22 protein-coding genes are annotated in these 25,894 nt (G+C 64.4%); 8 read left to right on the forward strand and 14 right to left on the reverse strand.

The window, feature by feature from the left end; genetic code table 11:
* Positions 1 to 170 precede the first annotated feature (170 nt).
* Positions 171 to 1,343, forward strand: a complete 1,173-nt coding sequence (hpxO, locus tag C8D72_RS07090; protein WP_115853727.1) for an FAD-dependent urate hydroxylase HpxO — start codon at positions 171 to 173, stop codon at positions 1,341 to 1,343.
* Position 1,344: 1 nt separating this feature from the next.
* Here hpxO and C8D72_RS07095 read toward each other — a convergent pair whose 3' ends face one another.
* Complete coding sequence (locus C8D72_RS07095; protein ID WP_115854444.1) at positions 1,345 to 2,001, reverse strand: TetR/AcrR family transcriptional regulator; 657 nt, start codon at positions 1,999 to 2,001, stop codon at positions 1,345 to 1,347.
* 187 nt (positions 2,002 to 2,188) lie between these two features.
* On the opposite strand from C8D72_RS07095, the gene xdhA reads away from it, so the two are divergent.
* The 3 genes from xdhA to xdhC are packed head-to-tail and all read left to right on the forward strand — an operon-like array spanning position 2,189 to position 6,922.
* Positions 2,189 to 3,616 carry a xanthine dehydrogenase small subunit gene (xdhA, locus tag C8D72_RS07100; protein WP_115853728.1) on the forward strand — a complete coding sequence of 476 codons (1,428 nt, stop codon included), beginning with the start codon at positions 2,189 to 2,191 and terminating at the stop codon, positions 3,614 to 3,616.
* A gap of 2 nt (positions 3,617 to 3,618) precedes the next feature.
* On the forward strand, positions 3,619 to 6,057 hold the full coding sequence (gene xdhB, locus C8D72_RS07105; protein WP_115853729.1) for a xanthine dehydrogenase molybdopterin binding subunit: 2,439 nt from the start codon (positions 3,619 to 3,621) through the stop codon (positions 6,055 to 6,057).
* Entirely contained in the window at positions 6,038 to 6,922 is an 885-nt protein-coding gene (gene xdhC / locus C8D72_RS07110; protein WP_115853730.1) for a xanthine dehydrogenase accessory protein XdhC, read from the forward strand. The genes xdhB and xdhC overlap by 20 nt, the downstream gene beginning before the upstream one ends.
* A 14-nt stretch (positions 6,923 to 6,936) precedes the next feature.
* Here xdhC and uraH read toward each other — a convergent pair whose 3' ends face one another.
* The gene (gene uraH, locus C8D72_RS07115; protein ID WP_115853731.1) at positions 6,937 to 7,266 is read right to left on the reverse strand and encodes a hydroxyisourate hydrolase; all 330 of its coding nucleotides are present in this window, start codon (positions 7,264 to 7,266) and stop codon (positions 6,937 to 6,939) included.
* 77 nt (positions 7,267 to 7,343) lie between these two features.
* Between uraH and uraD the strand changes: the two genes are divergently transcribed.
* On the forward strand, positions 7,344 to 7,850 hold the full coding sequence (gene uraD, locus C8D72_RS07120) for a 2-oxo-4-hydroxy-4-carboxy-5-ureidoimidazoline decarboxylase (protein WP_115853732.1): 507 nt from the start codon (positions 7,344 to 7,346) through the stop codon (positions 7,848 to 7,850).
* On the opposite strand, the gene C8D72_RS07125 is transcribed toward uraD, so the two are convergent.
* From C8D72_RS07125 to C8D72_RS07155, 7 genes are all read right to left on the reverse strand, one after another.
* Complete coding sequence (locus tag C8D72_RS07125) at positions 7,847 to 8,215, reverse strand: I78 family peptidase inhibitor (protein WP_115853733.1); 369 nt, start codon at positions 8,213 to 8,215, stop codon at positions 7,847 to 7,849. The two genes, uraD and C8D72_RS07125, sit on opposite strands and share 4 nt — an antisense overlap.
* On the reverse strand, positions 8,212 to 9,912 hold the full coding sequence (locus tag C8D72_RS07130; protein WP_115853734.1) for an amidase: 1,701 nt from the start codon (positions 9,910 to 9,912) through the stop codon (positions 8,212 to 8,214). Before C8D72_RS07130 ends, C8D72_RS07125 begins: the two co-directional genes overlap by 4 nt.
* Before the next feature lie 118 nt (positions 9,913 to 10,030).
* Entirely contained in the window at positions 10,031 to 10,333 is a 303-nt protein-coding gene (locus tag C8D72_RS07135) for a helix-turn-helix domain-containing protein (protein ID WP_115853735.1), read from the reverse strand.
* Complete coding sequence (locus C8D72_RS07140; protein WP_211308798.1) at positions 10,333 to 12,621, reverse strand: FdhF/YdeP family oxidoreductase; 2,289 nt, start codon at positions 12,619 to 12,621, stop codon at positions 10,333 to 10,335. The genes C8D72_RS07135 and C8D72_RS07140 overlap by 1 nt, the downstream gene beginning before the upstream one ends.
* Before the next feature lie 84 nt (positions 12,622 to 12,705).
* The gene (locus tag C8D72_RS07145; protein ID WP_115853736.1) at positions 12,706 to 13,449 is read right to left on the reverse strand and encodes a formate dehydrogenase accessory sulfurtransferase FdhD; all 744 of its coding nucleotides are present in this window, start codon (positions 13,447 to 13,449) and stop codon (positions 12,706 to 12,708) included.
* A gap of 229 nt (positions 13,450 to 13,678) precedes the next feature.
* Complete coding sequence (locus C8D72_RS07150; protein WP_115853737.1) at positions 13,679 to 14,548, reverse strand: LysR family transcriptional regulator; 870 nt, start codon at positions 14,546 to 14,548, stop codon at positions 13,679 to 13,681.
* A 6-nt stretch (positions 14,549 to 14,554) separates the two neighbouring features.
* Positions 14,555 to 15,232: an HAD family hydrolase gene (locus C8D72_RS07155; RefSeq protein WP_170140531.1), complete on the reverse strand. Its 678-nt coding sequence runs from the start codon at positions 15,230 to 15,232 to the stop codon at positions 14,555 to 14,557.
* Between the two features lie 155 nt (positions 15,233 to 15,387).
* On the opposite strand from C8D72_RS07155, the gene fhuF reads away from it, so the two are divergent.
* Positions 15,388 to 16,137, forward strand: coding sequence for a siderophore-iron reductase FhuF (gene fhuF, locus C8D72_RS07160; protein WP_115853739.1), 750 nt, complete (start codon positions 15,388 to 15,390; stop codon positions 16,135 to 16,137).
* On the opposite strand, the gene C8D72_RS07165 is transcribed toward fhuF, so the two are convergent.
* From C8D72_RS07165 to C8D72_RS07185, 5 genes are all read right to left on the reverse strand, one after another.
* Complete coding sequence (locus tag C8D72_RS07165) at positions 16,128 to 16,610, reverse strand: hypothetical protein (RefSeq protein WP_115853740.1); 483 nt, start codon at positions 16,608 to 16,610, stop codon at positions 16,128 to 16,130. The genes fhuF and C8D72_RS07165 overlap by 10 nt on opposite strands.
* A gap of 181 nt (positions 16,611 to 16,791) precedes the next feature.
* Positions 16,792 to 18,081, reverse strand: a complete 1,290-nt coding sequence (locus C8D72_RS07170) for a lysine N(6)-hydroxylase/L-ornithine N(5)-oxygenase family protein (RefSeq protein WP_115853741.1) — start codon at positions 18,079 to 18,081, stop codon at positions 16,792 to 16,794.
* Positions 18,082 to 18,102: 21 nt separating this feature from the next.
* The gene (locus C8D72_RS07175; protein ID WP_115853742.1) at positions 18,103 to 20,046 is read right to left on the reverse strand and encodes an IucA/IucC family protein; all 1,944 of its coding nucleotides are present in this window, start codon (positions 20,044 to 20,046) and stop codon (positions 18,103 to 18,105) included.
* Positions 20,046 to 20,900 carry a GNAT family N-acetyltransferase gene (locus C8D72_RS07180; protein ID WP_170140532.1) on the reverse strand — a complete coding sequence of 285 codons (855 nt, stop codon included), beginning with the start codon at positions 20,898 to 20,900 and terminating at the stop codon, positions 20,046 to 20,048. The genes C8D72_RS07175 and C8D72_RS07180 overlap by 1 nt, the downstream gene beginning before the upstream one ends.
* Positions 20,901 to 20,930: 30 nt before the next feature.
* Entirely contained in the window at positions 20,931 to 22,706 is a 1,776-nt protein-coding gene (locus tag C8D72_RS07185) for an IucA/IucC family protein (protein WP_170140533.1), read from the reverse strand.
* A 232-nt stretch (positions 22,707 to 22,938) separates the two neighbouring features.
* Between C8D72_RS07185 and C8D72_RS07190 the strand changes: the two genes are divergently transcribed.
* Positions 22,939 to 24,177: an isochorismate synthase gene (locus tag C8D72_RS07190; protein ID WP_211308799.1), complete on the forward strand. Its 1,239-nt coding sequence runs from the start codon at positions 22,939 to 22,941 to the stop codon at positions 24,175 to 24,177.
* Positions 24,178 to 24,179: 2 nt separating this feature from the next.
* The gene (locus C8D72_RS07195; protein ID WP_115853745.1) at positions 24,180 to 25,886 is read left to right on the forward strand and encodes a (2,3-dihydroxybenzoyl)adenylate synthase; all 1,707 of its coding nucleotides are present in this window, start codon (positions 24,180 to 24,182) and stop codon (positions 25,884 to 25,886) included.
* Positions 25,887 to 25,894: the final 8 nt, after the last annotated feature.

Consider the following 25,894-nt stretch of genomic DNA (forward strand, 5'->3'; position numbering starts at 1 on the left):
CCTTTGAGGTGCGCTATTGCACCATGACAATGCGCTCATGCCCTCGAAAGGCACGCCTGCCGTTTTGTCCGTAAGGGCCGTTTCCAAAGTGACTCACCCACGTTAGTCTGAAAACGTCACCGGGGGCGAAGCGTCCCGATTACCTTCCAACAATAACAGCGGGTAATACCATGAATATCGTGATTATCGGGGCCGGCATGGGCGGTCTGACCGCCGCACTGGCCCTGCAGCAGCAAGGCCACCAGGTCAGCGTGCATGACCGGGTCCGCGAACTGCGACCGGCAGGCGCGGCACTGTCGATCTGGTCCAACGGAGCAAAGATCCTGCACGAGCTGGGGCTCGGGCGCAGCATCGAACAGGCCAGCGGCAACATGGAAGCGATGCGTTATTTCAATCATGACGGTGCACTGCTGACCGGGTTCAGTCTGGCGCCGCTTTATGGCGCCGTCGGCCAGCCGGCCTGTCCGATTGCCCGCAGCGAGCTACAGCGTCAGCTGCTGGCCGCCGTGGGCCACGACAACGTTCATCTCGGTGAGCACTGCGTTGATTTTCAAACGGACGCTAATGGCGTGACGGTCAGTTTCGAAAATGGGCAGACGCGTCGCGCCGATCTGCTGATCGTGGCCGATGGCACCCACTCAAGGCTTCGCGATCGCGTGGCAGGGAAAACGATCGAGCGGCGCTACTGCGGCTATGTGAACTGGAATGTTCGGGTGCCGGCACAGGATGATCTCGCCCCGCTGGACCACTGGGATCAATACATCGGCCGCCACCAACGCGTCTCGCTGATGCCGATGGGCCGCGGCGGCAACGGCGAGCATCAGCCCGAGTTCTACTGCTTTTTTGATGTGCCCCTGCCGCTGGAGGCGCTTGATGACAGCGGCGATTACAGGGCCGAGCTGCGACATCACTTCTCTGGCTGGGCGCCTGAGGTCATGCGGTTGATCGAGCGGTTTGATCCGGCGCTGATGGCGCGGGTGCCGATTCATGATATTGATCCGCTCGATTCACTGGTCGCAGAACGCGTGGCCCTGCTGGGAGATGCCGCTCACGCCATGGCACCCGACCTCGGCCAGGGGGGCTGTCAGGCCATGGAGGACGCCTGGGTACTGGCAAAGGCCCTGAGTGAATACAGCGATCTTTCCGGCGCTTTGAACGCCTATGATCAGGCCCGCGTCGACCGCGTCAGCGATATCATACTACGCGCGCGCAAGCGTGCCGACATGACCCATGGCCAGGACCCTGCCGCGACCGATCAGTGGTATCAGGAACTCGCTCGGGAAGATGGTCGCCATATCATGGCAGGCATGCAAAAGACCATCGAGGGGGGACCACTGGCCTGACTCACAGGGTGTCAGTCGTGTGCTCGCTTTCGGTCAGACCACAGCCGGCGAGCACCATGTGGCAGAGGAAGTCACCGATACGCCGCTCATCGTCGTCATCCAGCGCGTCGCGCCCGGTCAGTGCCAGTACCTGTGCCTCATAGTCGGCGTAGTGCTGGGTGGTCGACCAGATCAGAAAGATCAGCGCATGCGGATCAACGCGGGCATCCACCTGCCCGCGCTCGATCCAGCGCGTGAGGATGGCCGCCCGTGCATTTACCCAGTCACGCACCGGGCCTCGCAGATAAACCTGCAGCATCGGCGCCCCCTGCAGCACCTCAGCGGCAAACAGGCGCGACGCCTGCGGATGGCGTCGCACCAGCGCCAGCTTGGCCCGGATAAAGGATGTCAACACCTGCGCCGGGTCATCGTCAACGTTGATCTCTTCGAGCAGCTGGTTCCAGCGCATCATGGTGCGTTCCAGTAGCGCCACGTAGAGCCCGCGCTTGCTCTTGAAGTAATACAGCAGATTGGCCCGGGGCAGCCCGGCCTCCTGCGCAATGGTGCTCAGGCTGCCGCCCCGATAGCCGTGGGCGGCAAATACCCCCTCGGCCGCATCCAGGATGCGGCTCTGGTTGCGTGTACGAATGGCCCCTGCCCCGGATGTTCCGGACGTCATGTTGTCCTGTTGTCTGCTGACCATTCCCATCCCTTGTGCTCGAACCGATGCTCGTGGCGCTTTCATGTGACAGCGCGATAGTGCCTGACTCCCGGCCGGTGGTCGAATCGACAATCGAGCGCATTTCCTGAACAGTTGGTCAGGAAATTGCATGGTAATGACCAGCGGATACCATGGAGAATCCACGATGCTTACCCTGACGTTCAACGGACACCCCCGACAGCTGGACAATATACCGGCGCAGACCACCGCCCTGGCCCTGCTGCGCGACCGCTTCGCTACCTGCGGCACCAAGGAGGGGTGCGCCTCCGGTGACTGCGGCGCCTGCACCATCGCCATCGGTACGCGCGATGATGCAGGCCATTTGCACTATCACGGTGCCAACGCCTGCATTTTGCCGGCCCACCAGCTGCAGGGATGTCATGTGGTGACGGTGGAAGGTCTCGCCCATGGTGACGGTCTTCATCCGGTCCAGCAGGCCATGGTCGACCACCATGGCAGCCAGTGCGGCTTCTGTACCCCCGGCATCGTCATGTCGCTGTTCTGTCTGGATCATGAGCGCCGTCATCACGGGCTTGATAGCCCACCCGATGATGACACCATCGATGCCGCACTGGGCGGCAACCTCTGTCGCTGCACCGGTTATCGCGCCATTCGAGACGCGGCCCGGGCCATGCATGCCCTGCCCTCTCCGGTCAGTGACGACACGGTCGATATCGCCCCCGCCGCCCGGTCCACAACGGATGGTTTTTATCGCCCTGAAAGCCGCCGTGAACTGATCACGCTTTTATCGCAGCATCCGCAGGCGCGACTGATTGCCGGCGGTACCGATCTGATGCTCGAGCACACGCTGGCCCTCAAACCGCTGCCCGAACTGATCGATCTTTCCAGCGTCGCCGAGCTGAAGCACATCAAGGAAGAGAAAAGCGGCTGGTGGATCGGCGCCGGCGTCACCTATCACCAGCTAACGTCGCTGCTGGCCGAACATTACCCGGCCTTTCACACCCTGCTGGAGCGCCTCGGATCGCAGCAGATTCGCCATCGGGCGACCCTGGCCGGCAACCTCGCCAACGCATCCCCCATCGGTGACACGCCACCGATCCTGCTTGCGCTGGGCGCTCGACTGCGAATCAACGGCATCCGGGGCGCCCGTGAAGTCTTCATCGATGATTTTTTTACCGGCTATCGACGCACGGTGCTGACCGAGGGCGAGTATCTGGACGCCATCTATCTGCCTCGTTTGCGTAATGGCGAGCAGCTGCTGGCCTGGAAGCTTAGCAAGCGTCGTGATGACGACATCTCTGCCGTGATGCTGGCCCTGCGGACCGTGATCGGCGAGGACGGACGACTCCATGAGGTCCGGGTGGCGTGTGGTGGTATGGCGGAAACCTCGCAGCGGGCACGTCATGTCGAGGCGGCACTGGAGGGACAGGTTCTGGATGATGAGGTTTTAAACGATGCCTGCAACGCGCTGGCCGAGGATTTTTCACCGATCGACGATGTCCGCGCCAGTCGCGACTACCGTCTGGCGGGCGCCGCCGGGCTGCTGGCACGGGCCTGCCACCGGCTCACGAGCCGTCACGACGCGATCCCCATGACGCTGGAGGAGGTCTGATCATGCGCAAGCTGATTCAATTTGGCAGTCTACCGAGTGCGACGGCGACCGCAGCAGTGCCGGGGCATGATAGCGCCATCGGCCATGTTACCGGTCAGGCCGCCTACATCGATGACCTGCCAGGGCCGAAGGGCATGCATCATCTGGCCGTGGGGCTTTCGCCACATTCCAGCGCCAGGGTGTTGCACATGGATCTGAGCGAGGTGCGCCGCCAGCCCGGGGTCATTGATGTGATCACCGCCGCCGACATCCCGGGGCACAATGAGGTCGGCGCCGTCTACCCGGGCGACCCGCTGCTGGCCGAAAAGGAAGTGCGCTACGCCGGCCAGATGGTCTTTGCCGTGGTGGCCGACACGCTCTATAACGCCCGCTGCGCCGTGGCCCACGCCCGCATCGACTATCACCTGCAAACACCGGCGCTGGACCCGGCTGCCTCGATCCGGGCCGGCCTGACCGTGCTGCCCGAACACATCCATGAGCGGCCACTGCCGGCGCCGGCACTTGATCGCGGCGCCGCCATGAGCGATGACACCCAGACCAGCGGCAACGTGGACAAGGCCCTGCAAAGGGCCCCCCACGTACTCGAAGGCGAGCAGTTCATCGGCGGGCAGGAGCATTTTTATCTCGAAGGCCAGATTGCCCAGGCCGAAGCCCTGGACGACAACGGGCTGCGGGTACTGACGTCCAGCCAGCACCCCAGCGAAGTCCAGAAGCTGGTCGCCGAGGTACTGGCGATGCCGCTGCATGCCATCGTCGCCGAGGTGCGCCGCATGGGCGGCGGGTTTGGTGGCAAGGAAAGCCAGGCCGCCGCGCTGGGCGCCATGGCGGCCCTGGCCGTCCATCGCAACGGCTGTGCGGTACGCTTTCGCCTGCCGCGCGCCGATGACATGCAGGCCACCGGCAAGCGACACCCGTTTCACAACCGTTACCGGGTCGGCTTTGACGACACCGGACGCCTGACCGGGGCCGATATTACCCTGATCGGCAACTGCGGCCACTCGCCGGATCTCTCCGAGGGGGTGGTGGACCGCGCCATGTTTCACGCCGACAACGCCTACTATCTGGGCGATGCGCGCGTGACCGGCCATCGGGCCATGACCCATACCGCCTCCAACACCGCCTTTCGCGGCTTTGGTGGCCCGCAGGGCATGATGCCGATCGAGGGCGCCATGGATGACATCGCCCGCACTCTGGGGCTCGACCCACTGGACGTGCGAAAGCGCAATCTCTATGACGAGGCGCACTGTGAAACCCACTACGGTCAGCACATCGACCAACCGCTGATCGGCGAGCTGATCGAGACGCTTGAAGCTTCCAGTGACTATCGTACAAGGCGACGCGAGATCACCGCCTTCAATGCCAAAAGCCCCGTGATCCGCAAGGGGCTGGCCCTGACGCCGGTCAAGTTTGGCATCTCCTTTACTGCCAGACACCTCAATCAGGCCGGCGCCCTGTTGATGATCTACACCGACGGCAGCGTGTTGATCAATCACGGTGGCACCGAGATGGGCCAGGGACTGCATACCAAGGTGTGCCAGGTCGTGGCAAAAGAGCTGGGCATTGCTCATCACCGAGTGCGCATCAGCGCCACACGCACCGACAAGGTGCCCAACACCTCACCCACGGCGGCCTCATCAGGGGCCGACCTCAACGCCATGGCCGCCCGCAACGCTGCCATTACCCTGCGCGAGCGCCTGGTCGACTTCGCCGCCGGATGGCGCGGCCTGCCGCGCGAGCAGTTAACGCTTGAAGCCGACGGACTCAGTGCCGGGGAAACGCGCATCGAATGGTCAGAGCTGATCCAGCAGGCCTATCTGGGGCGGGTATCGCTTTCAGCCACCGGCCACTACGCCACACCCGAGATTTACTACGACCGAAAAACCGGGCGCGGGCGACCCTTTTTTTACTACGCCTGGGGCGCAGCGGTCAGCGAAGTCCATATGGATACCCTCACCGGTGAGTACCGGGTAGCACGGGTTGATATCCTTCACGACGTGGGGGACTCGCTCAATCCGGCCATCGACCGCGGCCAGATCGAGGGCGGTTTTGTCCAGGGCATGGGGTGGCTGACCACCGAAGAGCTCAGGTGGGACGCCGAGGGCCATCTACTTACCACCGGGCCTGCCACTTACAAGATTCCCGCCTGCGGCGACGCACCGCGCGACTTCCGGGTCGCCCTGCTGGAGGGTCATCCCAATTCGCAGGCAACGATCTATCGCTCCAAGGCAGTCGGTGAGCCACCGCTGATGCTGGCCATTTCGGTGTGGTCGGCACTGCGTGACGCCATCGCAAGCCTGGCAGATGACCATACCAGCCCGCGGCTGGACACGCCGGCCACGCCCGAGCGGGTGCTGATGGCCTGTCGGGCGATACGCGAGGCGCACGCTCACGACGCCCCCTCCACGCGAAAGGAGATGACCCATGCCCTGTCTGAAAAGTGAGTTCGGTTATCCGGGGCTGCGCTGGTACGAGGCGCTGGCCGACTGCCAGCGCCGCGGCGTATCACACGCCTGTGCCCAGATCGTGACCAGTGCCGGCTCAACCCCTCGCGAACCGGGTAGCCAGCTGGTGGTGACCGACGCGCAGAGCTTTGACACCCTGGGCGGTGGGCGTTTTGAGCAGGAAGTGATCGAGACCGCGCGGCAGGCACTGGCGTGCGGTGAATCGGGCTGTCGACTGGAGAGTTTCTCGCTGGGCACCCGTTCGGGCCAGTGCTGCGGCGGCCATGTGGAGGTGCTGTTGACACTCTACCCGGCGCCCGGCATGCAGATCGCTCTCTTTGGCGCCGGCCATGTGGCGCAGGCGCTGGAGCCGTTGCTGGGCGGGCTGGGCTGGCGCGTCGACTGGTTTGATACACGCCCGACGACATCGCTGGAGATCACGACACATGCCCCGACCACGCACTGCCATTTCGGACTGAGCGTTGACGAACAGATAACCCGGCTGCCCACGGGAGGCCACTGTCTGATCATGACCCACGATCACGCGCTTGATGAAACCCTGCTGGCCGCCATGATGGCGCGGGAGGATCAGGCCTCACTGGGTCTGATCGGCTCGCAGAGCAAGCGGGCACGCTTTGCCCGCCGTCTGCGCGACCGGGGATTGGCCGAGCACTGTATCGACGCCCTGCGCTGTCCGCTGGGCAACAGCGGTGGCGACAAGCGGCCGCAGGCCATTGCCATCGCTATTGTCGCCGAGCTGCTGACGCTGGATCAGACGTCGCCGCCCCCTGTACTGCGGGGGTTGCCACGGGAGGCGCTGAGCCGCCTTGAAGCGGCTGCCGCGGCCCGGCGGGAAACCGGATGAGGCTGCCCAGCGTGCTAGCTGCCGCGATAGACGTTATAACCCCAGGGCGTGATCAGCAGCGGCACGTGGTAACACTGCCCATTGGCCAGGGTAACGCTGACCGGCACCCGGTCCAGAAACGGCGAGTCCACGCCGCGGGCCAGAAAATAGTCGCGCACGTGAAAATGCAGGGTGTACTGCCCGCCCTCACCGCTCTCCAGCAGGGGCGCATCAAGGCGGCCATCCTGATTGGTGACCCCATGCGCGCACGGGGTCGTGGCGTCGTGGGCGAACAGGTCGACGTGAAGCCCGGCGGCCGGCAGACCGCCGTGCTGATCAAGAACGTGGGTACTCAGAGTCGTCATTGCCATTACCGGGTTGGGGAAAACAAACTGTCTGTCCCTCGAGACTGCCAGGATTCATCACCAAAGGAAAGTCCAATATGTCCGTTACGCTGGAAACCCTTAACCATCTGCCTGAAGACAGATTCGTCGCGCATCTGGAAGGGCTCTATGAACACTCCCCCTGGATCGTACGCGCCATTGCCGCGCAGCGTCCCTTTGTCAGCAATGATACCCTGATCGATGCCGCCCAGGCCCATATCCGGCAGGCGTCTTCTCGACAACAGTTTGATCTGATCTGCGCCCACCCGGAACTGGGCAGTCGCCAGCTCGCCCGCCTGACGCCGGCGTCGCAGGCCGAGCAGCGCGGCGCCGGGCTCGCCGAGGACAAGGCACGCCTTGAACGGCTGCGCTCGCTCAACGAGGCCTATCGTCAGCGTCACGGCTTCCCGTTTGTGCTGGCCGTCGCCGGATTGCGCCCCGAGACCATCCTGTCCACGCTCGAGGCGCGCCTGCCGCGCGACAGCGATACCGAAATCGTTGAGAGCCTGACCCAGATCGGCCATATCGCACGCCAGCGTCTGGCCAACATGCTCGACACCGATTAACCACAGTCAAACGACTGAATCACGCCCTGTTCGTTGACGTGAATGTTGAGGCGATCCTCGTGGTAATCCATGGTGCGGATGGTGTCAGTTGCCAGCACGCGAAACTGCTGAGCCCCGCTCTGGTCCACGATCTGCTGGCGCATGTCCTGATCCAGCAGGCTATCCGTCAGCGCGTCAAGACGGTTGGCGCCACAGGCCTTTTTCGCCTCATCCGAGCCGACGCCGTCATTGGCGGCATGTTGTGTGGCGGCGTCAGTATCCGTTGACGCTGAAGCGGTCTCGTCACCGCCTCCACCAAACCAGGCACAGCCGCCCAGTCCCAGCAAAACCGTTGTCGCAAGCGCGGTGAGCAGCGAGTGTTTCATGGCGATCTCCGATCAAAAGTGGCAGCGTTCTGCCCGGGCAGGGTCAGCGGCGCCATGGCAGGCAGCGCCAGCGTTTCATCATCGGCGATGTCCTGCATGAAGGCCAGTCCCAGGCGATAGAGCGCCGCCTCCTGGCGTTCGCCGCCCAGCAGCGAGACGTTGATCGGCACACCGGCCTTGGTCATGCCCATCGGCAGCGTCAGTTCGGGAAACCCGGTGGCGGAGGCAATGTAGCCCAGCGCAAACGGCTCGCCGGCCGTGCACTCGTAATCCTCGCGCTCGCTGCTCTCCAACGGCGGCGCCGGACAGGCCTCGGTGGGAAAGACCAGCGCATCGAGTTCGTTGTCTGCCATGAATTGCGTCAGATGCTCGCGAAGCTCGGGAATACGCCGTGAAATGACCTCCAGGTACTCCGGAGAGCCTTCCAGACGCTTGTCCAGTCGATACTGCATGCCCCGAATTCGCCGCGGTGTGACCGGCGGATCATCGCCCGCATACTGGTTGAGCGACTCGCAGCGCTCGAGGATCTCCTTGAGGGTATGGGGCTGACCCTCGTCAAACTGGCGCAGATAGCGCTCCAGCTGGGGCTGAAACTCCGCCTCATGGACCGGTCCTACGGCGCCGGGCCAGAGATCGAGATAGTGCGACGCCAGCGTGGTTTTGACCGGCGTGGCGCCCAGCGCTTCAAGACGCTGCAGCGCCTGGCCAAAGTGGGCCTCGATCTGCTGATTGCCTGCCTCGCGATGTTCGATCACGCCCACGCGCAGCCCTTCAAACGGGGTGGATGACGCCGGCGCCGGGAGGGACTCAAGGCCTTCCAGCGGCGCGCGGTCGTTGAACCAGGTGGCTTCGTCCGCGTCGTCACGACCGGTCATGGCGGCCAGCACCCAGGCGTTGCCCTGCACGGTGCGTGTCATGGGGGCCGGCGTGTCAAAGGACATCGCCAGGGGAATAATGCCGTCACGGCTGACCCGGCCCAGCGTCGGGCGCATCGCCACAAGCCCTGTGGCATGGGCCGGTCCGCGCACGGAGCCCTCGGTATCGGTGCCGATGGCAAAGGGGGCAAATCCGGCTGCCACGGCGGCTGCCGAACCGCTGCTCGAGCCCAGAACACTGCGATCGAGCCGCCACGGATTGCGGGTAATGCCGCCGCGAGAGCTGTAGCCGGTATCCCCGTAGCTGGCGGCAAATTCGGTCATGTTGGTCTTGCCCAGCAGGATGGCCCCGGCCTGCTCCAGCTGCTGGACCACGTGGGCGCTGTCTTCGGGATAGGCGTGCGAAAGCACCATGGAGCCCCCCGAGGTGGGCAGCCCCATGACGTCGATGTTGTCCTTGACCACAAAGGGAATGCCGTAGAGCGGCCCGTGACCGCTCTCGTCGCGGCGACGGTCAAGCTCGCGGGCCCGGGCGATGGCGCCGGGCGCCAGATCCAGCATGGCGTTGATGGCGGGTCCCCGGTCATCCAGCGCGCCGATACGGGCCAGATAAAAGCGGGTCAGCTGCTCGGAAGTCACCTCACCGCGATCAAGCATGTCGCGCAGTTGGGGAAGGTTTTTTTGTTCAAGATGCAGTGACCGATCCCTGTTTGGAGGAACCGGCCGCTCGTCGGCACTGGACGATGACGCCAGAATCAGCCCCATCAGCATACCGGATACCGCACCCCCCCAGAGACGCCGGCCGAACCCGAGCCGAGACATCGCATGCTCCCCACACGCTGGATATGTCCTGCATCGTGCCTTTCTGGTGCTGGCAGAATCAAGGCGGGGAGATCAAGCGGGATCGGCCAGGCCTTGAATTGCACATGTCAGCAAAGACTCAGGGACGGGGAGCGGCGTTCTCATGGATCAGTGCGAGCCAGAGACCGGGGCCGGCTCCGCGGCGCGAAGCGGTCTCGACCAGACCCTGCGCCTCGAGAGAAGACGCCGCACGCCGCACCAGCGCATGCGACATATCCAGCTCGCGGGAGAGCCGGCCACTGTCCTGGTGCCCTTTCCCGACGGCCTCGCCGGCCTCCAGACGCTCGAGCAGCAGCGCCTCCAGGCCATCAAGGTCCGGGTGGCGCTGCAGCCAGCGCTCAAGGCGCGACAGCTGCTCAGGGGTCAGTTGCTCGAGATCCATCAGGCCAGCCGCTGACTCTTTTCAAGACGAACGGCCACCGACTTGGAGTTGGGCGTGTTGCTCTTGATGCCGACGCTGTCCAGTGGAATCAGCGGATTGGTCTCGGGATAGTAGGCCGCCGCGCAGCCGTGGGGCGTGTCGTACGCCACCACGCGAAAGCCGTCGGCGCGGCGCTCGATCCCGTCATCGGACTCACCGATCAGATTGACCCAGTCGTTTTTGACCAGTCCCAGACGGTGGATGTCATGAGCGCTTAGAAAGATCACCCGGCGCGTGCCTTCCACGCCCCGGTAGCGGTCGTTGTAGCCATAGATCGTGGTGTTGTACTGATCGTGGCTGCGCAGGGTCTGCAGGGTCAGCCAGCCCTCGCGCCGGGCGAGTTTTTGATGCAGTACCGCCTCGGGCAGCGGCTCGTTTGAGAACCTGGCAAAACCAGTGTCGGTGGGAAACTCGCGCCGCGCGCCGGGGTTGCCCAGCCAGAAGCCGCGCTCCTGGCGCACGCGGGTGTTGAAATCTTCAAAGCCCGGCAGGACGCCTGCGACGTGGTCACGGATGCGGTCGTAATCGGCGTTCAATGCCTCCCAGTCCACTACGTCACTGCCCAGCAGCGCCCGGGCAATGCCGGTGAGCACGGCGATTTCCGAGCGCAGCTCTTTTGAGGCCGGCTTGTGGATGCCGGCCGAGCCGTGAACCATGCTCATCGAGTCTTCCACGGTGATCAGCTGTGGCTTTTTATCGGCGCGACGGTCCACCTCGACGCGACCGATGACCGGCAGGATCAGCGCATCACGCCCGGTGACCAGGTGGCTGCGGTTGAGCTTGGTGCTCATGTGCACCGTCAGGTCACAGCGTTCAAGCGCCGCTTCGCAGACGTGGGAATCGGACGTGGCGCGGGCAAAGTTGCCGCCCAGGCCAATAAAGACGCGACACTGGCCGTCGCGCATGGCGCGAATGGCCGAGACCGTGTCATGGCCATGCTCGCGCGGCATGGGCACGCCATAGAAGGCTTCCAGCGCGTCCAGAAACGCCTCGTCAGGCTTTTCATAGATGCCCATGGTGCGATCGCCCTGCACGTTGGAGTGTCCGCGCACCGGGCAGGTGCCCGCACCGGGCTTGCCGATGTTGCCCCTGAGCAGCAGAAAATTGATGATCTCGCGTACCGTGGCGACCGAATGCTCGTGCTGGGTGATGCCCATCGCCCAGGCACAGATGGTGGCATTGGACCGGATATAGATCTCGGCGGCCTCGGTGATCTCTTCGCGACTCAGCCCCGACTGCGCCTCGATCGCCGCCCAGGGCGTGGCCTCGACCACGGCGCGCCACGCCTCGATCCCATCGGTATGCTGCGCGATGAAGTCGCGATCGAGCACGTTGCCGTCCCGGTCGTCGCGCTCGAACACGATTTTGGCCATGCCGCGAATGGCGGCCATGTCGCCACCCAGCGACGGACAGAGATAGAGCGAACTGATACGACCGCTGCCGCCCGTGGCCATTTCCAGCTTGCGCTGCGGGTCGGCAAAGCGCTCCAGCCCGCGCTCTTTCAAGGTGTTAAACGCCACGATCCGACAGCCGTTGTCGGCCGCCTCTCGCAGGGTGCCCAGCATGCGCGGGTGGTTGGTGCCCGGGTTCTGGCCGAAGGTGAAGATCGCTTCCGCCTTCTCGAAATCCTCCAGCAGCACGCTGCCCTTGCCGGTACCCAATGCCTCGGAAAGCCCGGTGCCGCTGGCCTCATGGCACATGTTGGAGCAGTCCGGCAGGTTATTGGTGCCGTACAAACGCGCCAGCAGCTGAAAGACCCAGGCCGACTCGTTGCACGCCTTGCCCGAGGTATAGAAAAGCGCCTGGTCGGGATGATCCAGCGCCTTGAGACGATCGGCGATCAGGCGATAGGCCGCTTCCCAGTCGATCGACTCGTAGTGGTCGGTCTCAGGGTTATAGCGCATCGGCGAGGTCAGACGCCCCTGATCCTCCAGGCGATAGTCGTCCCAGGTTTTCATCTCGCTGACCGACCAGCGTCTGAAAAAGCGCGGCGTGACCCGTTTGGCGGTGGTCTCCCAGGTGATCGCCTTGACGCCGTTTTCGCAGAACTCGAACGACGAGGCGTGTTCGGGGTCGCCCCACGCACAGCCCGGGCAGTCAAAGCCGTCGGGCTGATTGAGCTTTAAAAGCGCCCGCACGTTGGAGATAGGCGCACGACTGTGACGCAGATGCCGACCAACGGAGATCAGCGCGCCCCAGCCGGCGGCCGGGTGGGTATATTCGAAAATGCGTTCCCTGGATTGGGTCACGGAAAACTCTTTATGTCAGACGGTTTGAGCAGACAGGTCACACAAGACATCGATACAGGCCGCCCAGGGCGGGCAGACGCGGCATCAGCCGCTGCTGAGCAGGGTCAGACGCCGGCCTCGATGACAGCAGATCAGATTCAGCGCGCACAGGCGGGCGATATCGACCGCCAGCGTTGAGGGATGAGACAGCGTGGCCAGCGTCGGAATGCCGGCGCGTACCGCCTTTTGCACCAGCTCCAGGCTGCAGCGGCTCGACAGCAGCACCATCGACAGGGGGCGGTCCTCGACCAGCGAGGCACCGATCAGCTTGTCGAGTGCGTTGTGCCGGCCGATATCGACCCCGGTGCCAAGCCGCTGACCGTCACCGTCAAAGCCCAGCGCCATGTGAAGCCCGGGCTGGCCTTCACTCGAGAGCTGCTCGAGCGCCCTTTCAAGCTGTGCCGGCGGCGGCGGGGTACTGGCGGGCAGACGCTGCAGCCCTTCCATCATCTGCGCTTCCTCGGCACTGCCACAGCGCCCGCAGCTTGACGAGGCCGAGGTCACGCGGCGGCGTTCGCCGGCCAGGCGTTCAATGTGCGCCGCCACGTTCAGACGCACCCGCACGCCATGGCGCAATCGATCGGTGGTGATCTCGCTGACCTGAGAGGCGCGGGTGATCATGCCTTCGCTGAAGGCAAAGCCGATGGCCCAGTGCTCCAGCGCCTCGGGCGTGGCCAGCACGGAGGCATAGGCGGTCTCGTTGAAGGACAGCGTGATCGGCAGCTCCGGCGGCCCGTTGAGCTGCTCGCCGGGGGTTTTGGTAGCGTCCTCGTACTCGGAAAGCGACATGGCAATACGACTCCTCTGGCAGACGATCATGACAATGAATGCGATGCCCGCAACGGGACATCGTCCTGCATGGCGCTGCACGGGATGGCGAGTGGGGGTAGTTTAACGCCGCGCTCGCGGCGCGCTCCAATGGAGCCGCGACATGAATTGATCGATGGCGTCTATCAAATCCGTCAACGTCATCAAGTTCTTGAGCATCATCAATCGACGATGAATTTGCAGGAGGCGCTCAGGGCTCGCGCAGCCACTCCAGAAGCGCCCGAAGCCGGCGCGAGGGCGGCGCCCCGGCGCGCCACAAAAGCCCCACCGGCGGGTCCTCCTCGGTGGCCGGCAGCAGGCGGTGTATCAGCCCCGGCGGGTATCCGGCGGCGGGTTTGTGCTGCTCCACGATGCCGACACCGGCGCCCTGCTCGACCAGCCGCTCAAGCGATGCCATGGATTCGGTCTCCAGCACCGGCGCAAGCGTCACGCCCTCGCGGCGGGCATGAATGTCCACCCGATGGCGCTGCTGCATGTCCGGTGTCAGAAGACACAGTGGAAAGGCACCAATATCGGCCCAGACGGGTCTGTCCGGCAGCGTAAAGCGGTCCTCGCGCGCCAGCAGCGCATAGCGCTCGATATAGAGCCGCCGCGCCACGAAGGGCTCGGCGGCCGGGACATCGAGATAGCCCACCGCCACGTCGATATCGCCCTCCATCAGCGACTGCATCAGCGGCAGGGTTGCCCGCTCCATCAGCCGCAGCGACAGGGCCGGGTACTGCTCGCGCAGCGGCACGATCCAGCGGCTGACGGCGCCGAGCGCCGAGGGAATCAGACCCAGGCGCAACGAGCCGCTGGGCGGGCTTTTGGGGTCGAGTTCGGCGTTGAGCTCATCGAGCGAGGCGAGAATGCGCCGGGCGTGGCTCAGCACGTGCTCGCCTTCGGGAGTAAACCCCTCAAAGCGGTGGCCGCGAATGATCAGCGCACAGCCCAGCTCCTCTTCCAGCTGCTTGAGCCGCGCCGAAAGCGTGGGCTGGGTGACGTTGCAGGCGGTGGCGGCGCGGCCGAAATGGCGCTCGCGGGCCAGCGCCACCAGAAAGCCGAGCTGTCGATGATCCATGCCGGGTCAGCGCGGCGCGCGACGCGCATCGATCCAGTCACGCGCCTGCACCAGGCTCTCCAGCCGAGCCGTGGCACGACTGACATCCTGACCGCGCGAATAGGCGTTGGGAATGGCAATCACGTCAATACCGGCGGCGCACGCAGCGTCCACGCCGTGGCGGGTGTCTTCAATCGCCACGGCTTCAGCGGCCTCGATGCCGCACAGGCCCAGCGCCTTCAGATAGCAGTCCGGATGGGGCTTGGAGTGCGTGACGTCGTTGCGGGTCACGACGTGGTCAAAAAACCCGGCGAGATCGTAATGCTCGATGGTCGGGGCGATCTCCTCGCGGCCGCTGCCGGTCACCAGCGCCGTGGCCAGGCCACGGGCCCGACACCACTCGAGGATCTCGAGGGCGTGCTCCATCAGCGCGATCGGCGTTTCGGTGAAGCTTGCCACGGTACGCTCGACCTTGAGATCGACCAGCGCCTGCGGCGAGATCTCAAGTCCCCGGGTACGAATCAGCCGTTCGACCTCCTGGGTGACCGGGGTGCCCGAGCTTTCCCGCTTGTACTCTTCATCATCGATATGGGCGCCCATCTCACCGAGAATCTCGTTCCATACCCGGTGGTGGGCGCTCTCGGAATCGGCCAGCGTGCCGTCAAAATCAAACAATACGACGCGATACTTCCCGGATGACTGCATGCAGGCGCTTCCTGTGAGGTGGCAATGACTGACCATGGTCCAGCAACACGCGCACTTGAGCAACTGCACACCCCCGGTTTCATTGCTAGAATAATTCTCATTCACACATGAATGCCGGACTCACCTAAAGTCGGCACCCCCGGAGGGAAACCGTCATGTTTGACGCCCTGTTCAATGAGCGACTGGCGCGCTTTGGCGCTGCCCTGACCTGTCGAGGGGCGGGCGTGGAAGGGGTCATGCCCGTGCGCCGGCTGCTGGAGCAGGACGTGCTTGAAGGGGTACTGACGCGCTTTAGCGACCATCACGGCCCCTGTGAGCGCCGCGCGGTCGCCACACAGTGGTCAAAGCACTACCTTAGCCAGCTGATCATCCCCGTTACGGTGGTCGAGCTCTGCCGGGATGTTCACCTGCCCACCAGCCTTGATGACATGGGCGTGGTGCTTGCCGAGGACGGCACGCCCGAACGATTCGTGCTGCCGCATGAAGGGACCATCAGTCTGGACAACGGCTGCGCGCGCTTTTGTCCGCTGATCGCACGCCATCTCACGCCGCTGATCGACACCCTGGCGCGCAAGGTGCACTTCTCCCCTCGCGTGCTGTGGAGCAATGCCGCGGTCTATTTCGAATTTGCCGTTAACGAGCTGGAACGCCAGGGGCTGGCGAGCGACTTCGAGATTCAGGGGGCCCGGGCCATGATGGCGCAGCGCCAGCTGCCGGACCGCCAGCGCAACCCGTTCTACCGCCCGGTGGACTATATCGACGTGGTCGACGACAGCGGCGCGGCCGAGCCGTGGCGCTGTCGTCGCATGTGCTGCCTGCGGTATCTCGATGATTCGCTCGGGCTGTGCGGCAACTGTCCGCGACTGAAAACCACCCGAGCGGATGAGCAGCCGGCTCAGGCCTGAGCGTTGTCCTGCTCGGCAGTGTCCTTGGTGGGTTCGCGACGAGCGATGCTGGCCTCACGGCGCGTGCGCAGCTCGTCTTCATACATCTGCTCCATGACGTGCAGCATGCCGCCGAGAATCCACCAGACCCCGAAGATGGCCAGCAAAAAGGCCACAGCCGCCACAAAGGGGTTCTGGAAGAGGGCATACAGCGCCGCCGCTGCCAGACAGAAAACGTAGCCACCCACGGCGCGACGCAGTGATTTATCCAGCCGCTGCCAGAACGTGTTCTGGCTATAGCCCACGCCCCGACGCCAGAGAATATCGGTCAGCACGTGAAAGGTGACCGCGGCCGACACCAGCAAGAGCGCGAAGCTCACGATCTGGAAGATGCCGAAGGCAGGACTGGTAATCACGGCAAAAAGCCACAGAATCGGCAGTGACACCACTGCCCACATCACGATTGCCCGCTTGCGTAACGCCTGATTGTTCATGGTCCTCATGTCCTGTCTGGTCGGTGGCGCAGTGCCCGGCACTGCCTTGTCCGAAGGTCGTCGATGGTTGTGACATCGGCGCCGATGGGTTGGTTCATTGCTGTGCGTGCCCTTCGAAAGGCACCCCTGACGAACGAACAGGGCCACAGTGTGCCCTGAATGGCTCGCGCTCACCTTGCCGTTATGCTGATTGCGGCGACCAGTCGATCGGACCGGGGTCGTCTTCCAGATCAAAGTGCGCTTCACCGCTGAGGTGGTTGAGAATCACCGCCGAACGCCAGGCCATCAGCGACAGCTGCGGCTCGGCGATACCGTAGCGGGTGCGTCCGGCATTGACGGCATAGATGCGACTGTCGCCGCCGCCCTGCCAGTCGAGCAGAAAATGATTCCCCATGGTCGGCTCGCCGCGCGCATCACGCCCGATCCGATCGGCCAGCGGGGCCATGCACTCGGGCAGACTTGATTCAAAGCCGGTGGCAAAAATGACCACATCGGCGTCAAAGTGCTCAAGCACGCCGGTGGTGCCGTGTCGGGCCTCCAGCACGAAGGCCCCCCCCGCCCGCGTCATGTCCACCGCCTCACGGTGGGGCAATAGATGCGCCCAGCGCGGCTCGTGCATCACATCAAAGCGGTGATAGAGCGTCTGATAGATCTCGGTCAGCGCCGCGGGCGTGATGCCGTCGCTGGCGTATTTCTGCGCACTGACCTCGCGCCGGCGCACGTCATCATCCAGCTCGGCAAACTGCGTGGTATAGCCGGGCGTGAAGTACTCGTTGGTGAAGGCGGTCTCGTCCAGCGGCTGGAAGTTGCGCCGACGCGACAGCCAGTGCAGCGATTTCGGCGGCCCCCAGTGGCCGCGCAGGGCGTTGATGAAGATATCCGCTCCGCTCTGGCCGCCGCCGACAATCACCACGCGCTGGTGAGTGAAATCGCGCGCGCGCCAGGCAATCGATTCGGCGTGCAGGCAGTGCTCGCTCTGATGATCGCGGGCAAAGGCCGGCAGCCAGGGCGCCTTGCCGCCGCCCAGACACAGATGCCGCGCCCGGAAGGTGCGGGTATCGGTCTGAAGCCGGAAGTGCTCACCGTCATGATCGATCTCGCGCACGCTGTGATTGAGCCAGACGTTATCAAGCCCCTCGGCGGCCCAGCGCAGGTAGTCGGAAAACTCTGCGCGCGAGACCGTGGAGAGCTCGGCGTTCAAAAAGCGATAAAAGCGCCGATGCTGGACCAGATAATTGAGAAACGACCAGCGGCTGGTCGGGTCGACCGCCGTGACCAGATCCTTGAGAAAACCGGTCTGCAGATGCGTATCCGGCAGCATCATGCCCTCATGCCAGGCGTAGCGCGCCTGACGGTCGAAAAAGCGCAGGGAGAGCGCCGGCAGATGGTCGGCGCCAAGTGCAGCAATGCTTAAATTGAACGGACCGGCGCCGATGCCGGCCAGATCCAGAAGCTCGGGGGTATCAGCCATGTTGGGCAATATCTCGGGTGATTACGCTCCCTGACGTGACAGCGCCGCCTCACCATGGCGGCGCAGCGGGTCATCGTCACTCAGGCAGTGATAGAGCGGGTTGTCGATCAAGTGATCCATGTCCGGCAGCATGCGTGCCGCCGAACGGTCATTGGCATGCAGAAACTTTGAGCGGTTAAGCCCCAGGCGCAGGATGCGCGGCTTGAACAGGCTGAACATGTCAAAGCGGGACTGCAGTGTTTCGTGGCGCGCCATATAATCTCCCAGCGCTTTCGCACAGAGCTGATAAAAGCGCGTTTCGCTCACACCTGCCTGCTCGGCCAGCGGCGCCACGAAGCGCAAGAGCGTCACGAAATGGCCGGTCTGAAGATCGTGAATCAGCTTTTCCGGCCCCAGACGCACGGTCACATCGACCAGTTCACGGGGCAGGTCACGGGCCTCGGGAAAGTCCTCGTCCACCAGGCGCAGATCGCCCTGAAAGTCCTTGAGCGCCAGCCGATGCGGCACGCCATCGCGCAGAATCAGGGTCAGGTTCTGCCCGTGGGCGATGATGATGACCCCGAACCGGCAGATCAGATGATACATCGGGATCAGCGTGGCCTCGAACATGCGGGAAAGCCACTGCTCGGCCTCCATGCCGGCGGCCTCGATATAGGCGGCAAGCCAGGCCCGGCCGCGGGCGTCGCACTGCATCAGCTCCGACATCAAAAGGGCATGCTCGCCCTCTCCCACCCTTGGGGCCAGCCCTTCGCGCCAGATCACGCCACAAAGTTCGCGAAAGCGATACGGCGCCTCATCCAGCCGGCCGTACTGGTGGTGCTCGACCACGGCAGACGCCGGCTCGGCCAGCACCTCGAGCCCGGCGCGGCGAAACTCTTCGTCATCTCCCGCGCGCGCCTGCAGCCAGTGGGAAGCGGCCGGGCCTGCCAGCATGTACTGCCCCGGGATGCCGCGATAGCTCGAGGTGTTCATGATGGTGATCGGCAGTTTCAGATCATAACGCCCCGGGCGGCTGGCGTTGGTCAGCGTGCGCAGCGACTGCTGGGCCACAAAGTGATCGCCAAAGGCGCCCAGCCAGGCCATGTCGCCGCGGCCGATATCACCCACATGCAGCATGGAGAGCATGCGCGCCCACTGCCACGGGTGAACCGGCATCAGCGCAAACGCCTCGGCCCGCTCGCCCAGCACCGCACACTTGCCATCACGCGCCGCCAGCAGGGCACGCTTGTCACCCTCTTCCAGCACGCTGTCGAGCAGCACCGCCTCATCAATGGCCATGCGGCTGCTTTTGAGCCGCTCGCGGCGCACCATCAGCCACTCGACCTGAAACGGGTGGGCATACTCCGGGGCGTAGCGCATCAGCGACTCAACGCCCCAGCCGCGTCGTCCCTTGTTGAACAGGAATTTGGGGTGGCCATCGAGCACGGCCTGACGCTGGGGCTCGGCAAGCCGAATCGCCGCGTCGGCGCCCAGGCGCTGATGCACCTCGATGAGATAGCAGTCACCGCGCAGGGTGTTGTAAAGATCCTCGAGATGCTCGGCCAGCTGGGCATCGTTCATGCCCATACCCGGGGCGAGCGCCAGCAGAAACTCGGCCGCCTCCGGCACCTCGCCCGCGCCTGTCGGCCCGCACAGGCTCTCGGGGTCGATCAGCAGCTGCCCCCACAGATTGGTCCGGCCCTGAAAATGCCAGCGCCCGCAGGCGTGACTCCCCGTCGAGGTGCTGCGTTCATCAGAGCCGACCGCGTCGATATCAAGCCGCCAGCCCTTGTTATCGCGCTCGGTTTTTCCATCGTCCTCGGGCAGCAGCACCTGCTCGTACGCCAGTTCGCTGATCATTTTGGCGATCAGCGCCCGATTGGCGCGCGCCCAGTGCCGGCGGATCGCCTCGTCAGGGTCGATGGCGGCAAGCTGCGTCGGCAGTATCGATGCCGCCGGTGTCGACCGGGAAGGTTCAGACAACATCACATGACCCTGCCAAAGAAGTGATGACGCCAGCCCATGACCAGCATGGCGCGCTTGTCGGGCAGATCAAATTCCCGCTGGCTGAAAAGACCCAGCCGCTCGAGATGGCGGAAGATGCGCTCGTTGCCGGCATCGGGTTCCAGCACGATGCGCTCGGTGCGCGGCTCGCTCAGATACGCGTAGTGCTGCAGTGCGGTCAGCCAGCCATCCACGAAGTGCGCGCCGCGAAAGTGCTCCTCACCGACCAGCACGTGCAGGCCGCGGTCAAAGGCCTGCCAGGGGTAATACTCACCCAGCACGTCTTCGGGTGCCCAGTAGAGCTCGAAGTAACCAAACGCCTCGCCGTCCAGCTCGGCAATCAATGACAGGCGGTGAGGCTCGGCCAGCCGCTGGTCCAGCCAGTCGCTGAATTCGTCACGCGGCTTGTTCTGCTGCCAGAAACGCGCCACCCGCTCGCGCTGCATCCATTGATGCACACGATCGAGATCGTGCTCGTGGTCACAGGCCCGCAGGGTCAGGCGCTGCCCCAGCCGCGGGTCGATGCGTTCATACACCACGTCCCGCGGCTTGACTGGACGCCACGGCCGGCCCAGCTCGATCTCGAAGGGCTGGGCGGCGTAGTCGGACTTAAGCCAATGCCACGGCCGCTGATAGAAGCTTTCACGCAGAACCCGCGCAGCACCCATGGCCTGGCACAGCGGATACCAGTGCGGGTCGGCGCGCCAAGCGTCATCAAGTATCAGCAGGCGACACGCCGGATGGCTCGCGAAATGGTGATCGATGGCTTCCAGAAGTGTTCGCGCCGGTGAAGGGGCCAGCGTCTCGCTGGCCGACAGATCGTCACGGCTGGACATGGTGGTTTCTCGCGATATCAAAGTCATGGTTCAGGGTGTGGGTGTCTCGATCAGCGGATTGGACATGTCCAGATAGATCTTCGCCGGATCATCCAGCGTGGATTCGTTGATGCCGGCCAGATAACAGAAGAAGTTGCTCTTGACCTCAAGCGTTGTCGACGTCAGCAGGTGATCGAGCAGCGTGGTATCGCCGTCACGGCAGCGGCGGCGCAGCGCCGTCAGGTGATCGCGCAGATGCGTGAGCAGTACACGCTCGTCGACCAGCCCCGCCTCGGCCAGCGCCGCCGTGACCGCCAGTGTCGAATTGACGAGCACATAGTAGGGGAAATAGCGCTTGAGCATCGCCGTGCTGATGCGATGGTCCTGACTGACGAGCTCTTCGGGGTGGCGGGCCAGAAAATGATCCGTGACGCCGCTGCCCTGGCAGTCGCGATAGTCCACGCCCGTCGGGCGCTCGTTTTCCAGGCGCACCACGATATTCTGCTGATGGGCCAGCAGCACGATGCCCTCCTCGACCACCAGCCGAATCAGCGGTGAGAGCACCCGTTCGCAGAAGGCGTCAAACCACACAAGCGCCGCCTCGCGCTCGCTGATACCGTCAAGCGCGGCCAGGCGCCTGACACCGTTGGCCAGCAGCGTCTGTCCGGCCTCTCCCAGCGGCTGGGTGAGCGTGGCAAGCACCACGCTGGAAGCATTCGGGCCTGCAATGCGATTTTCCCGCAACAGCGCCAGGCTCCCCTCGTCGATATCACCGTCATCGGTTTTCCAGCCCAGCCAGGCCGGCTCCTGCATCAGGTGAAAGTGCTCGCGAATGGTCTCGCTGACCTTCGGCCACCAGCGATCCAGACGCAGCCCGCGCATCACCTCATCGCCGTGCAGTACCCGCAGCGAGTTGGTCAGCCGCGCCGACAGCGAGCCCTTGACCATCCAATCCGCCTGGGGGCAATAAAGCGAGCGATGTGAAGAGGTCGGGTGCCAGCGCCGCGCGTCACCACCGTCATCACGCTCCTCGCCCAGCACGATCAGCTCTCCGGCCTCGATCAGCTCCGCGATATCCTCACGCTGCTGCAGAAAGCGGGCCTGCCAGGGGTGCATGGGCAATGCGCTGAAGCCCACCGGCAGCCGGGTCGCCAGCGTCTCGGGCAGCAGGTCGTACATCAGGGCGGCCGCGGCGGTTTCGCGGCTGGAATGGCCCACCGCGCGCGCCGACGACACGCCCCACCAGACCAGTGAAAGGCTCGCCCGATGCTCGGGGGTATACTCCCGCGCCTGCTCGGCATCAAAAGGGGCCTGCGACTTGGGCGCCGGATGAAAGTCGTGGCCGACCAGCAACCCCTGCTCGGCGTCGAGAAACCCGAGCGGCCCTTCAATGAGATGTGCCAGGTCATCGCGCCCGGCAAGCGCCTGCGCGATGGTGTTGCGACTGCCCATCACGCTATTGAAAAACGTCTCGCGCCGCGTGGCGTCCAGCGTGCCCACCAGCGGATGATCGCTCAGCCAGGGGCTTTCCAGCAGCGCTTCAACCGCCTGCTCAAGGGAGATGATCTGAAGGTCGTCCGGCGTTGCCAGCGTCAGGGGCAGCCTGACCCGGCAGCGCCCCGACAGGCTTCGATGCTCAAGACAGACGCGTAAACAGATGTCGCGGGCACGCGTGAGGGGGATCACGGCGATCTCGTCACTGCTCTGTTGTTCCAGCCACCAGTGCGTGGTTTCACGCAGCAGCGCGTTGAAAAAGCTGGTCGCCGCCAGCCGATCGGCCCATTCGCTGCTGTCGGCGGGCCTCAAATGGCGAGGGAAGTCCTGCATTGGGCACTCCTGTGATGGGTCGCATTGACCAGCGTGTTCTGACGTGGGGGCAAGCATAGCCGATCGTGCCGGCGCCTGCGCCGGGCCTGTGAAGCCACCCGGGAAGGTCCTCCTGTCAGCACAAATGATTTTGATAATGCTTCTCATTTGGGCTAGAGTGGCGCTCTGTTACTGCACCGCATGACCTCTTCCGGTGCCCGTCCACTGACAACGCGACTTGTCAGGAGTCAACGTGAATCAGCCTTTCCCTTCCCGGTTACCGCTTGCCCAGGCCCCCTGGGGACTGCTTGATGGCCTCAAACCGAATGATGCCTTTTTCTCTTCACCGGCCACGACCCTGCTCGGCCGCGGCATGGCCCATCAACGCCAGACGCCGGATGCCCGGCCGCAGACGCTGGATGACACGGCCCGGGAGCTGTTCGATACGGCCCGACGCCAGGGGCATCCTGATCCCGTCATCATGGGGTTGATCCCGTTTGATCACGCTGACAGCGCACGCCTTTTCATCCCCTCGGAGCTGCTGCGCGCCGCGCCCGATACGTCCGGGCAGCGCCCGACCGGCGCACCGCTGGAGACCCGGGCCCGCTCGATCACACCCGAGCCGGCCCCCGAGCACTACTGCCACGCCGTGGACCGTGCCCTAACTCTTTTCGATACCACCGCGCTCAATAAGGTGGTACTGGCCCGGTCGCTGCGCGTGCAGACCCAGGGCCCGGTGGACGCGCTGGCCCTGTTAAAGCGCCTTTTGAGCATCAACCCGCAGGGCTATAACTTTGCTCTGCCGACCGGCAACAGCGAAAGCCTAGTGGGCGCCAGCCCCGAGCTTCTGATTCGCCGCGTGGGCAATAGCGTGATTGCCAACCCGCTGGCCGGCTCCATCCCGCGTCACGGTGACGCAGGGGAAGATCAGCGTCGCGCCGACGGGCTTCGCGTCTCCGACAAGGACCTGCGCGAGCATGCGCTGGTAGTGGATGCGATCGTTGCTGCCCTGCGCCCGCTGTGCCGCACGCTGGATATCCCGGAAGGCCCCGAGGTGATTGCCACCGATCGCATGTGGCATCTCTCGACCACCCTTGAAGGCGAACTGGCCGACCCGAGCCTGACCTCGCTTGGCGTGGCCGCCGCGCTGCACCCCACACCTGCCGTCTGCGGCGCGCCCTGGCAGGATGCCCATCAGGCGATCAAATCACTGGAAGGTTTCGAGCGCGGCTATTTCACCGGGCTGGTCGGCTGGTGTGATGAAGCCGGCGACGGCGAGTGGGCCATTGCCATCCGCTGCGCCGAGCTGGCCCCCGAGCATGTGCGCGTGTTTGCCGGCGCCGGCGTCGTGCCGGGCTCCAGCCCGCAGGGCGAGCTGGAAGAAACAGCGGCCAAGATGCGGACCATGCTGGATGCCATGGGCCTTGATTACGAAGACGATGCGCTACCTGTCTCAGACAGCAGCTGCGGCTCAACGAATACGACTGCCTGATCATGACGAACCCGACACCTGCGCCTACCCGGCGCGCCACGCTTGACGAGATTATTGCCCGCTGCCCGGATTACCCGGTTGAGCGCCAGCGTCTGTACCGCGACAAGGGCTGCTGGATCAACGAAACCTTCGGCGCCATGCTGCGCCGCCTGGCCGGCGAGCACGGCTCGCGTGAAGCGCTGGCCGATGGCGGCCTGCGCCTGAGCTACGCCGAGCTTGATCAGCGCGTGGACGCCTTCGCCCGCGGCCTTTCGCGCTCGGGCATCGAGCGCGGTGACCGCGTGGTCATTCAGCTGCCCAACCGCCATGAGTTCGTGGTGGCCTGCTTTGCCCTCTTTCGCCTCGGTGCACTGCCGATATTCGCCCTGCCGGCGCATCGCCGTTTCGAGGTCGAGCATTTCTGTCGCGCGGCCACGGCACGCGCGCTCTTGATCTGCGATCGCGACGGCGGCTTTGATTATCGCGCCATGGCCCGTGAGGTCCGCGAGACGGTGCCGACGCTTGAGCAGGTCATCGTCTGTGGCGAGGCCGAGGAATTTACCGCCTTTAACAGCCTTTATGAGCATGAAGGCGAGCCGGTCGAGGACGTGCCCAGCGCCCACGATCTGGCCTTTTTCCAGCTCTCCGGCGGCACCACCGGCGTGCCCAAGCTGATTCCGCGGCGTCATGACGACTATCACTACAGCCTGCGCGAGAGCAATCGCGCCTGCGCCGTGACGTCCGAGACGGTCTACCTGATCGCGCTGCCGATTGCGCATAATTTCCCCATGAGCTCGCCGGGCTTTCTCGGCGTGCTGCTCGGCGGTGGCCGGCTGGTGATTGCGCCCCGCCCCAGTCCGGACGAATGCTTTGCTCTGATCGCGCGCGAGCGCGTCACCATGACCTCGCTGGTGCCGCCGCTGGCGATGCTGTGGCTCGACAGCGCCGCCCACGCACAGGCCGATCTGTCGAGTCTCGACATCCTGCAGGTGGGCGGGGCGAAGCTGGTCAGCGAGGCGGCCCGCCGCGTGGCACCCGCGCTGGGCTGTCGGCTGCAGCAGGTCTTTGGCATGGCCGAAGGGCTGGTCAACTACACCGGCCTTGATGACCCCATCGAGCTGATCAACACCACCCAGGGCCATCCGATGTCACCGTTTGATGAAGTGCTGGTGGTCGATGACGACGATCAGCCGGTGCCGCCGGGCGGCGTGGGCCATCTGATCACCCGCGGGCCCTATACCATCCCGGGCTATTTTGTGGCCCCCGCCGGCGGCGATGAGCCTGAAGGTGCCCACAACCAGCGCGCCTTCACGCGTGAGGGCTTTTATCGCACCGGTGATCGCGTCCAGATGACACCGGATGGCTATTTGATTGTCGAAGGGCGTGACAAGGATCAGATCAACCGCGGCGGCGAGAAGGTGGCGGCCGAGGAGGTCGAAAACCAGCTGCTGGCGCATGACAACGTTCATGACGTGGCGGTCGTGGCCATGCCCGACCCCTATCTGGGTGAGCGGGTCTGCGCCTTTGTCGTACCGCGCGGCGAAACGCCAAAGCCGCTGGTACTGGCCCGGTTTCTGCGCGATCGGGGCCTTGCCAACTACAAGGTGCCCGAGCGCTTTGAATTTCTCGAGGCCTTCCCCCAGACCGGGGTGGGCAAGATCAGCAAGAAGGCGCTGCGCCAGACGCTCAAGGAACACTGGTTTGCCGCCGATGCACCCGCGGGTCACTGACGGCTGCC

The organism is Kushneria indalinina DSM 14324 (assembly GCF_003385845.1).
In the GTDB taxonomy this organism is placed as follows: domain Bacteria; phylum Pseudomonadota; class Gammaproteobacteria; order Pseudomonadales; family Halomonadaceae; genus Kushneria; species Kushneria indalinina.

Coding starts and splice junctions, on each gene's coding strand:
- hpxO (WP_115853727.1), top strand. CDS start 171: ATGAATATCGTGATTATCGGGGCCGGCATGGGCGGTCTGACCGCCGCA.
- C8D72_RS07095 (WP_115854444.1), bottom strand. CDS start 2,001: ATGACGTCCGGAACATCCGGGGCAGGGGCCATTCGTACACGCAACCAG.
- xdhA (WP_115853728.1), top strand. CDS start 2,189: ATGCTTACCCTGACGTTCAACGGACACCCCCGACAGCTGGACAATATA.
- xdhB (WP_115853729.1), top strand. CDS start 3,619: ATGCGCAAGCTGATTCAATTTGGCAGTCTACCGAGTGCGACGGCGACC.
- xdhC (WP_115853730.1), top strand. CDS start 6,038: ATGCCCTGTCTGAAAAGTGAGTTCGGTTATCCGGGGCTGCGCTGGTAC.
- uraH (WP_115853731.1), bottom strand. CDS start 7,266: ATGACGACTCTGAGTACCCACGTTCTTGATCAGCACGGCGGTCTGCCG.
- uraD (WP_115853732.1), top strand. CDS start 7,344: ATGTCCGTTACGCTGGAAACCCTTAACCATCTGCCTGAAGACAGATTC.
- C8D72_RS07125 (WP_115853733.1), bottom strand. CDS start 8,215: ATGAAACACTCGCTGCTCACCGCGCTTGCGACAACGGTTTTGCTGGGA.
- C8D72_RS07130 (WP_115853734.1), bottom strand. CDS start 9,912: ATGTCTCGGCTCGGGTTCGGCCGGCGTCTCTGGGGGGGTGCGGTATCC.
- C8D72_RS07135 (WP_115853735.1), bottom strand. CDS start 10,333: ATGGATCTCGAGCAACTGACCCCTGAGCAGCTGTCGCGCCTTGAGCGC.
- C8D72_RS07145 (WP_115853736.1), bottom strand. CDS start 13,449: ATGTCGCTTTCCGAGTACGAGGACGCTACCAAAACCCCCGGCGAGCAG.
- C8D72_RS07150 (WP_115853737.1), bottom strand. CDS start 14,548: ATGGATCATCGACAGCTCGGCTTTCTGGTGGCGCTGGCCCGCGAGCGC.
- C8D72_RS07155 (WP_170140531.1), bottom strand. CDS start 15,232: ATGCAGTCATCCGGGAAGTATCGCGTCGTATTGTTTGATTTTGACGGC.
- fhuF (WP_115853739.1), top strand. CDS start 15,388: ATGTTTGACGCCCTGTTCAATGAGCGACTGGCGCGCTTTGGCGCTGCC.
- C8D72_RS07165 (WP_115853740.1), bottom strand. CDS start 16,610: ATGAACAATCAGGCGTTACGCAAGCGGGCAATCGTGATGTGGGCAGTG.
- C8D72_RS07170 (WP_115853741.1), bottom strand. CDS start 18,081: ATGGCTGATACCCCCGAGCTTCTGGATCTGGCCGGCATCGGCGCCGGT.
- C8D72_RS07175 (WP_115853742.1), bottom strand. CDS start 20,046: ATGTTGTCTGAACCTTCCCGGTCGACACCGGCGGCATCGATACTGCCG.
- C8D72_RS07180 (WP_170140532.1), bottom strand. CDS start 20,900: ATGTCCAGCCGTGACGATCTGTCGGCCAGCGAGACGCTGGCCCCTTCA.
- C8D72_RS07185 (WP_170140533.1), bottom strand. CDS start 22,706: ATGCAGGACTTCCCTCGCCATTTGAGGCCCGCCGACAGCAGCGAATGG.
- C8D72_RS07195 (WP_115853745.1), top strand. CDS start 24,180: ATGACGAACCCGACACCTGCGCCTACCCGGCGCGCCACGCTTGACGAG.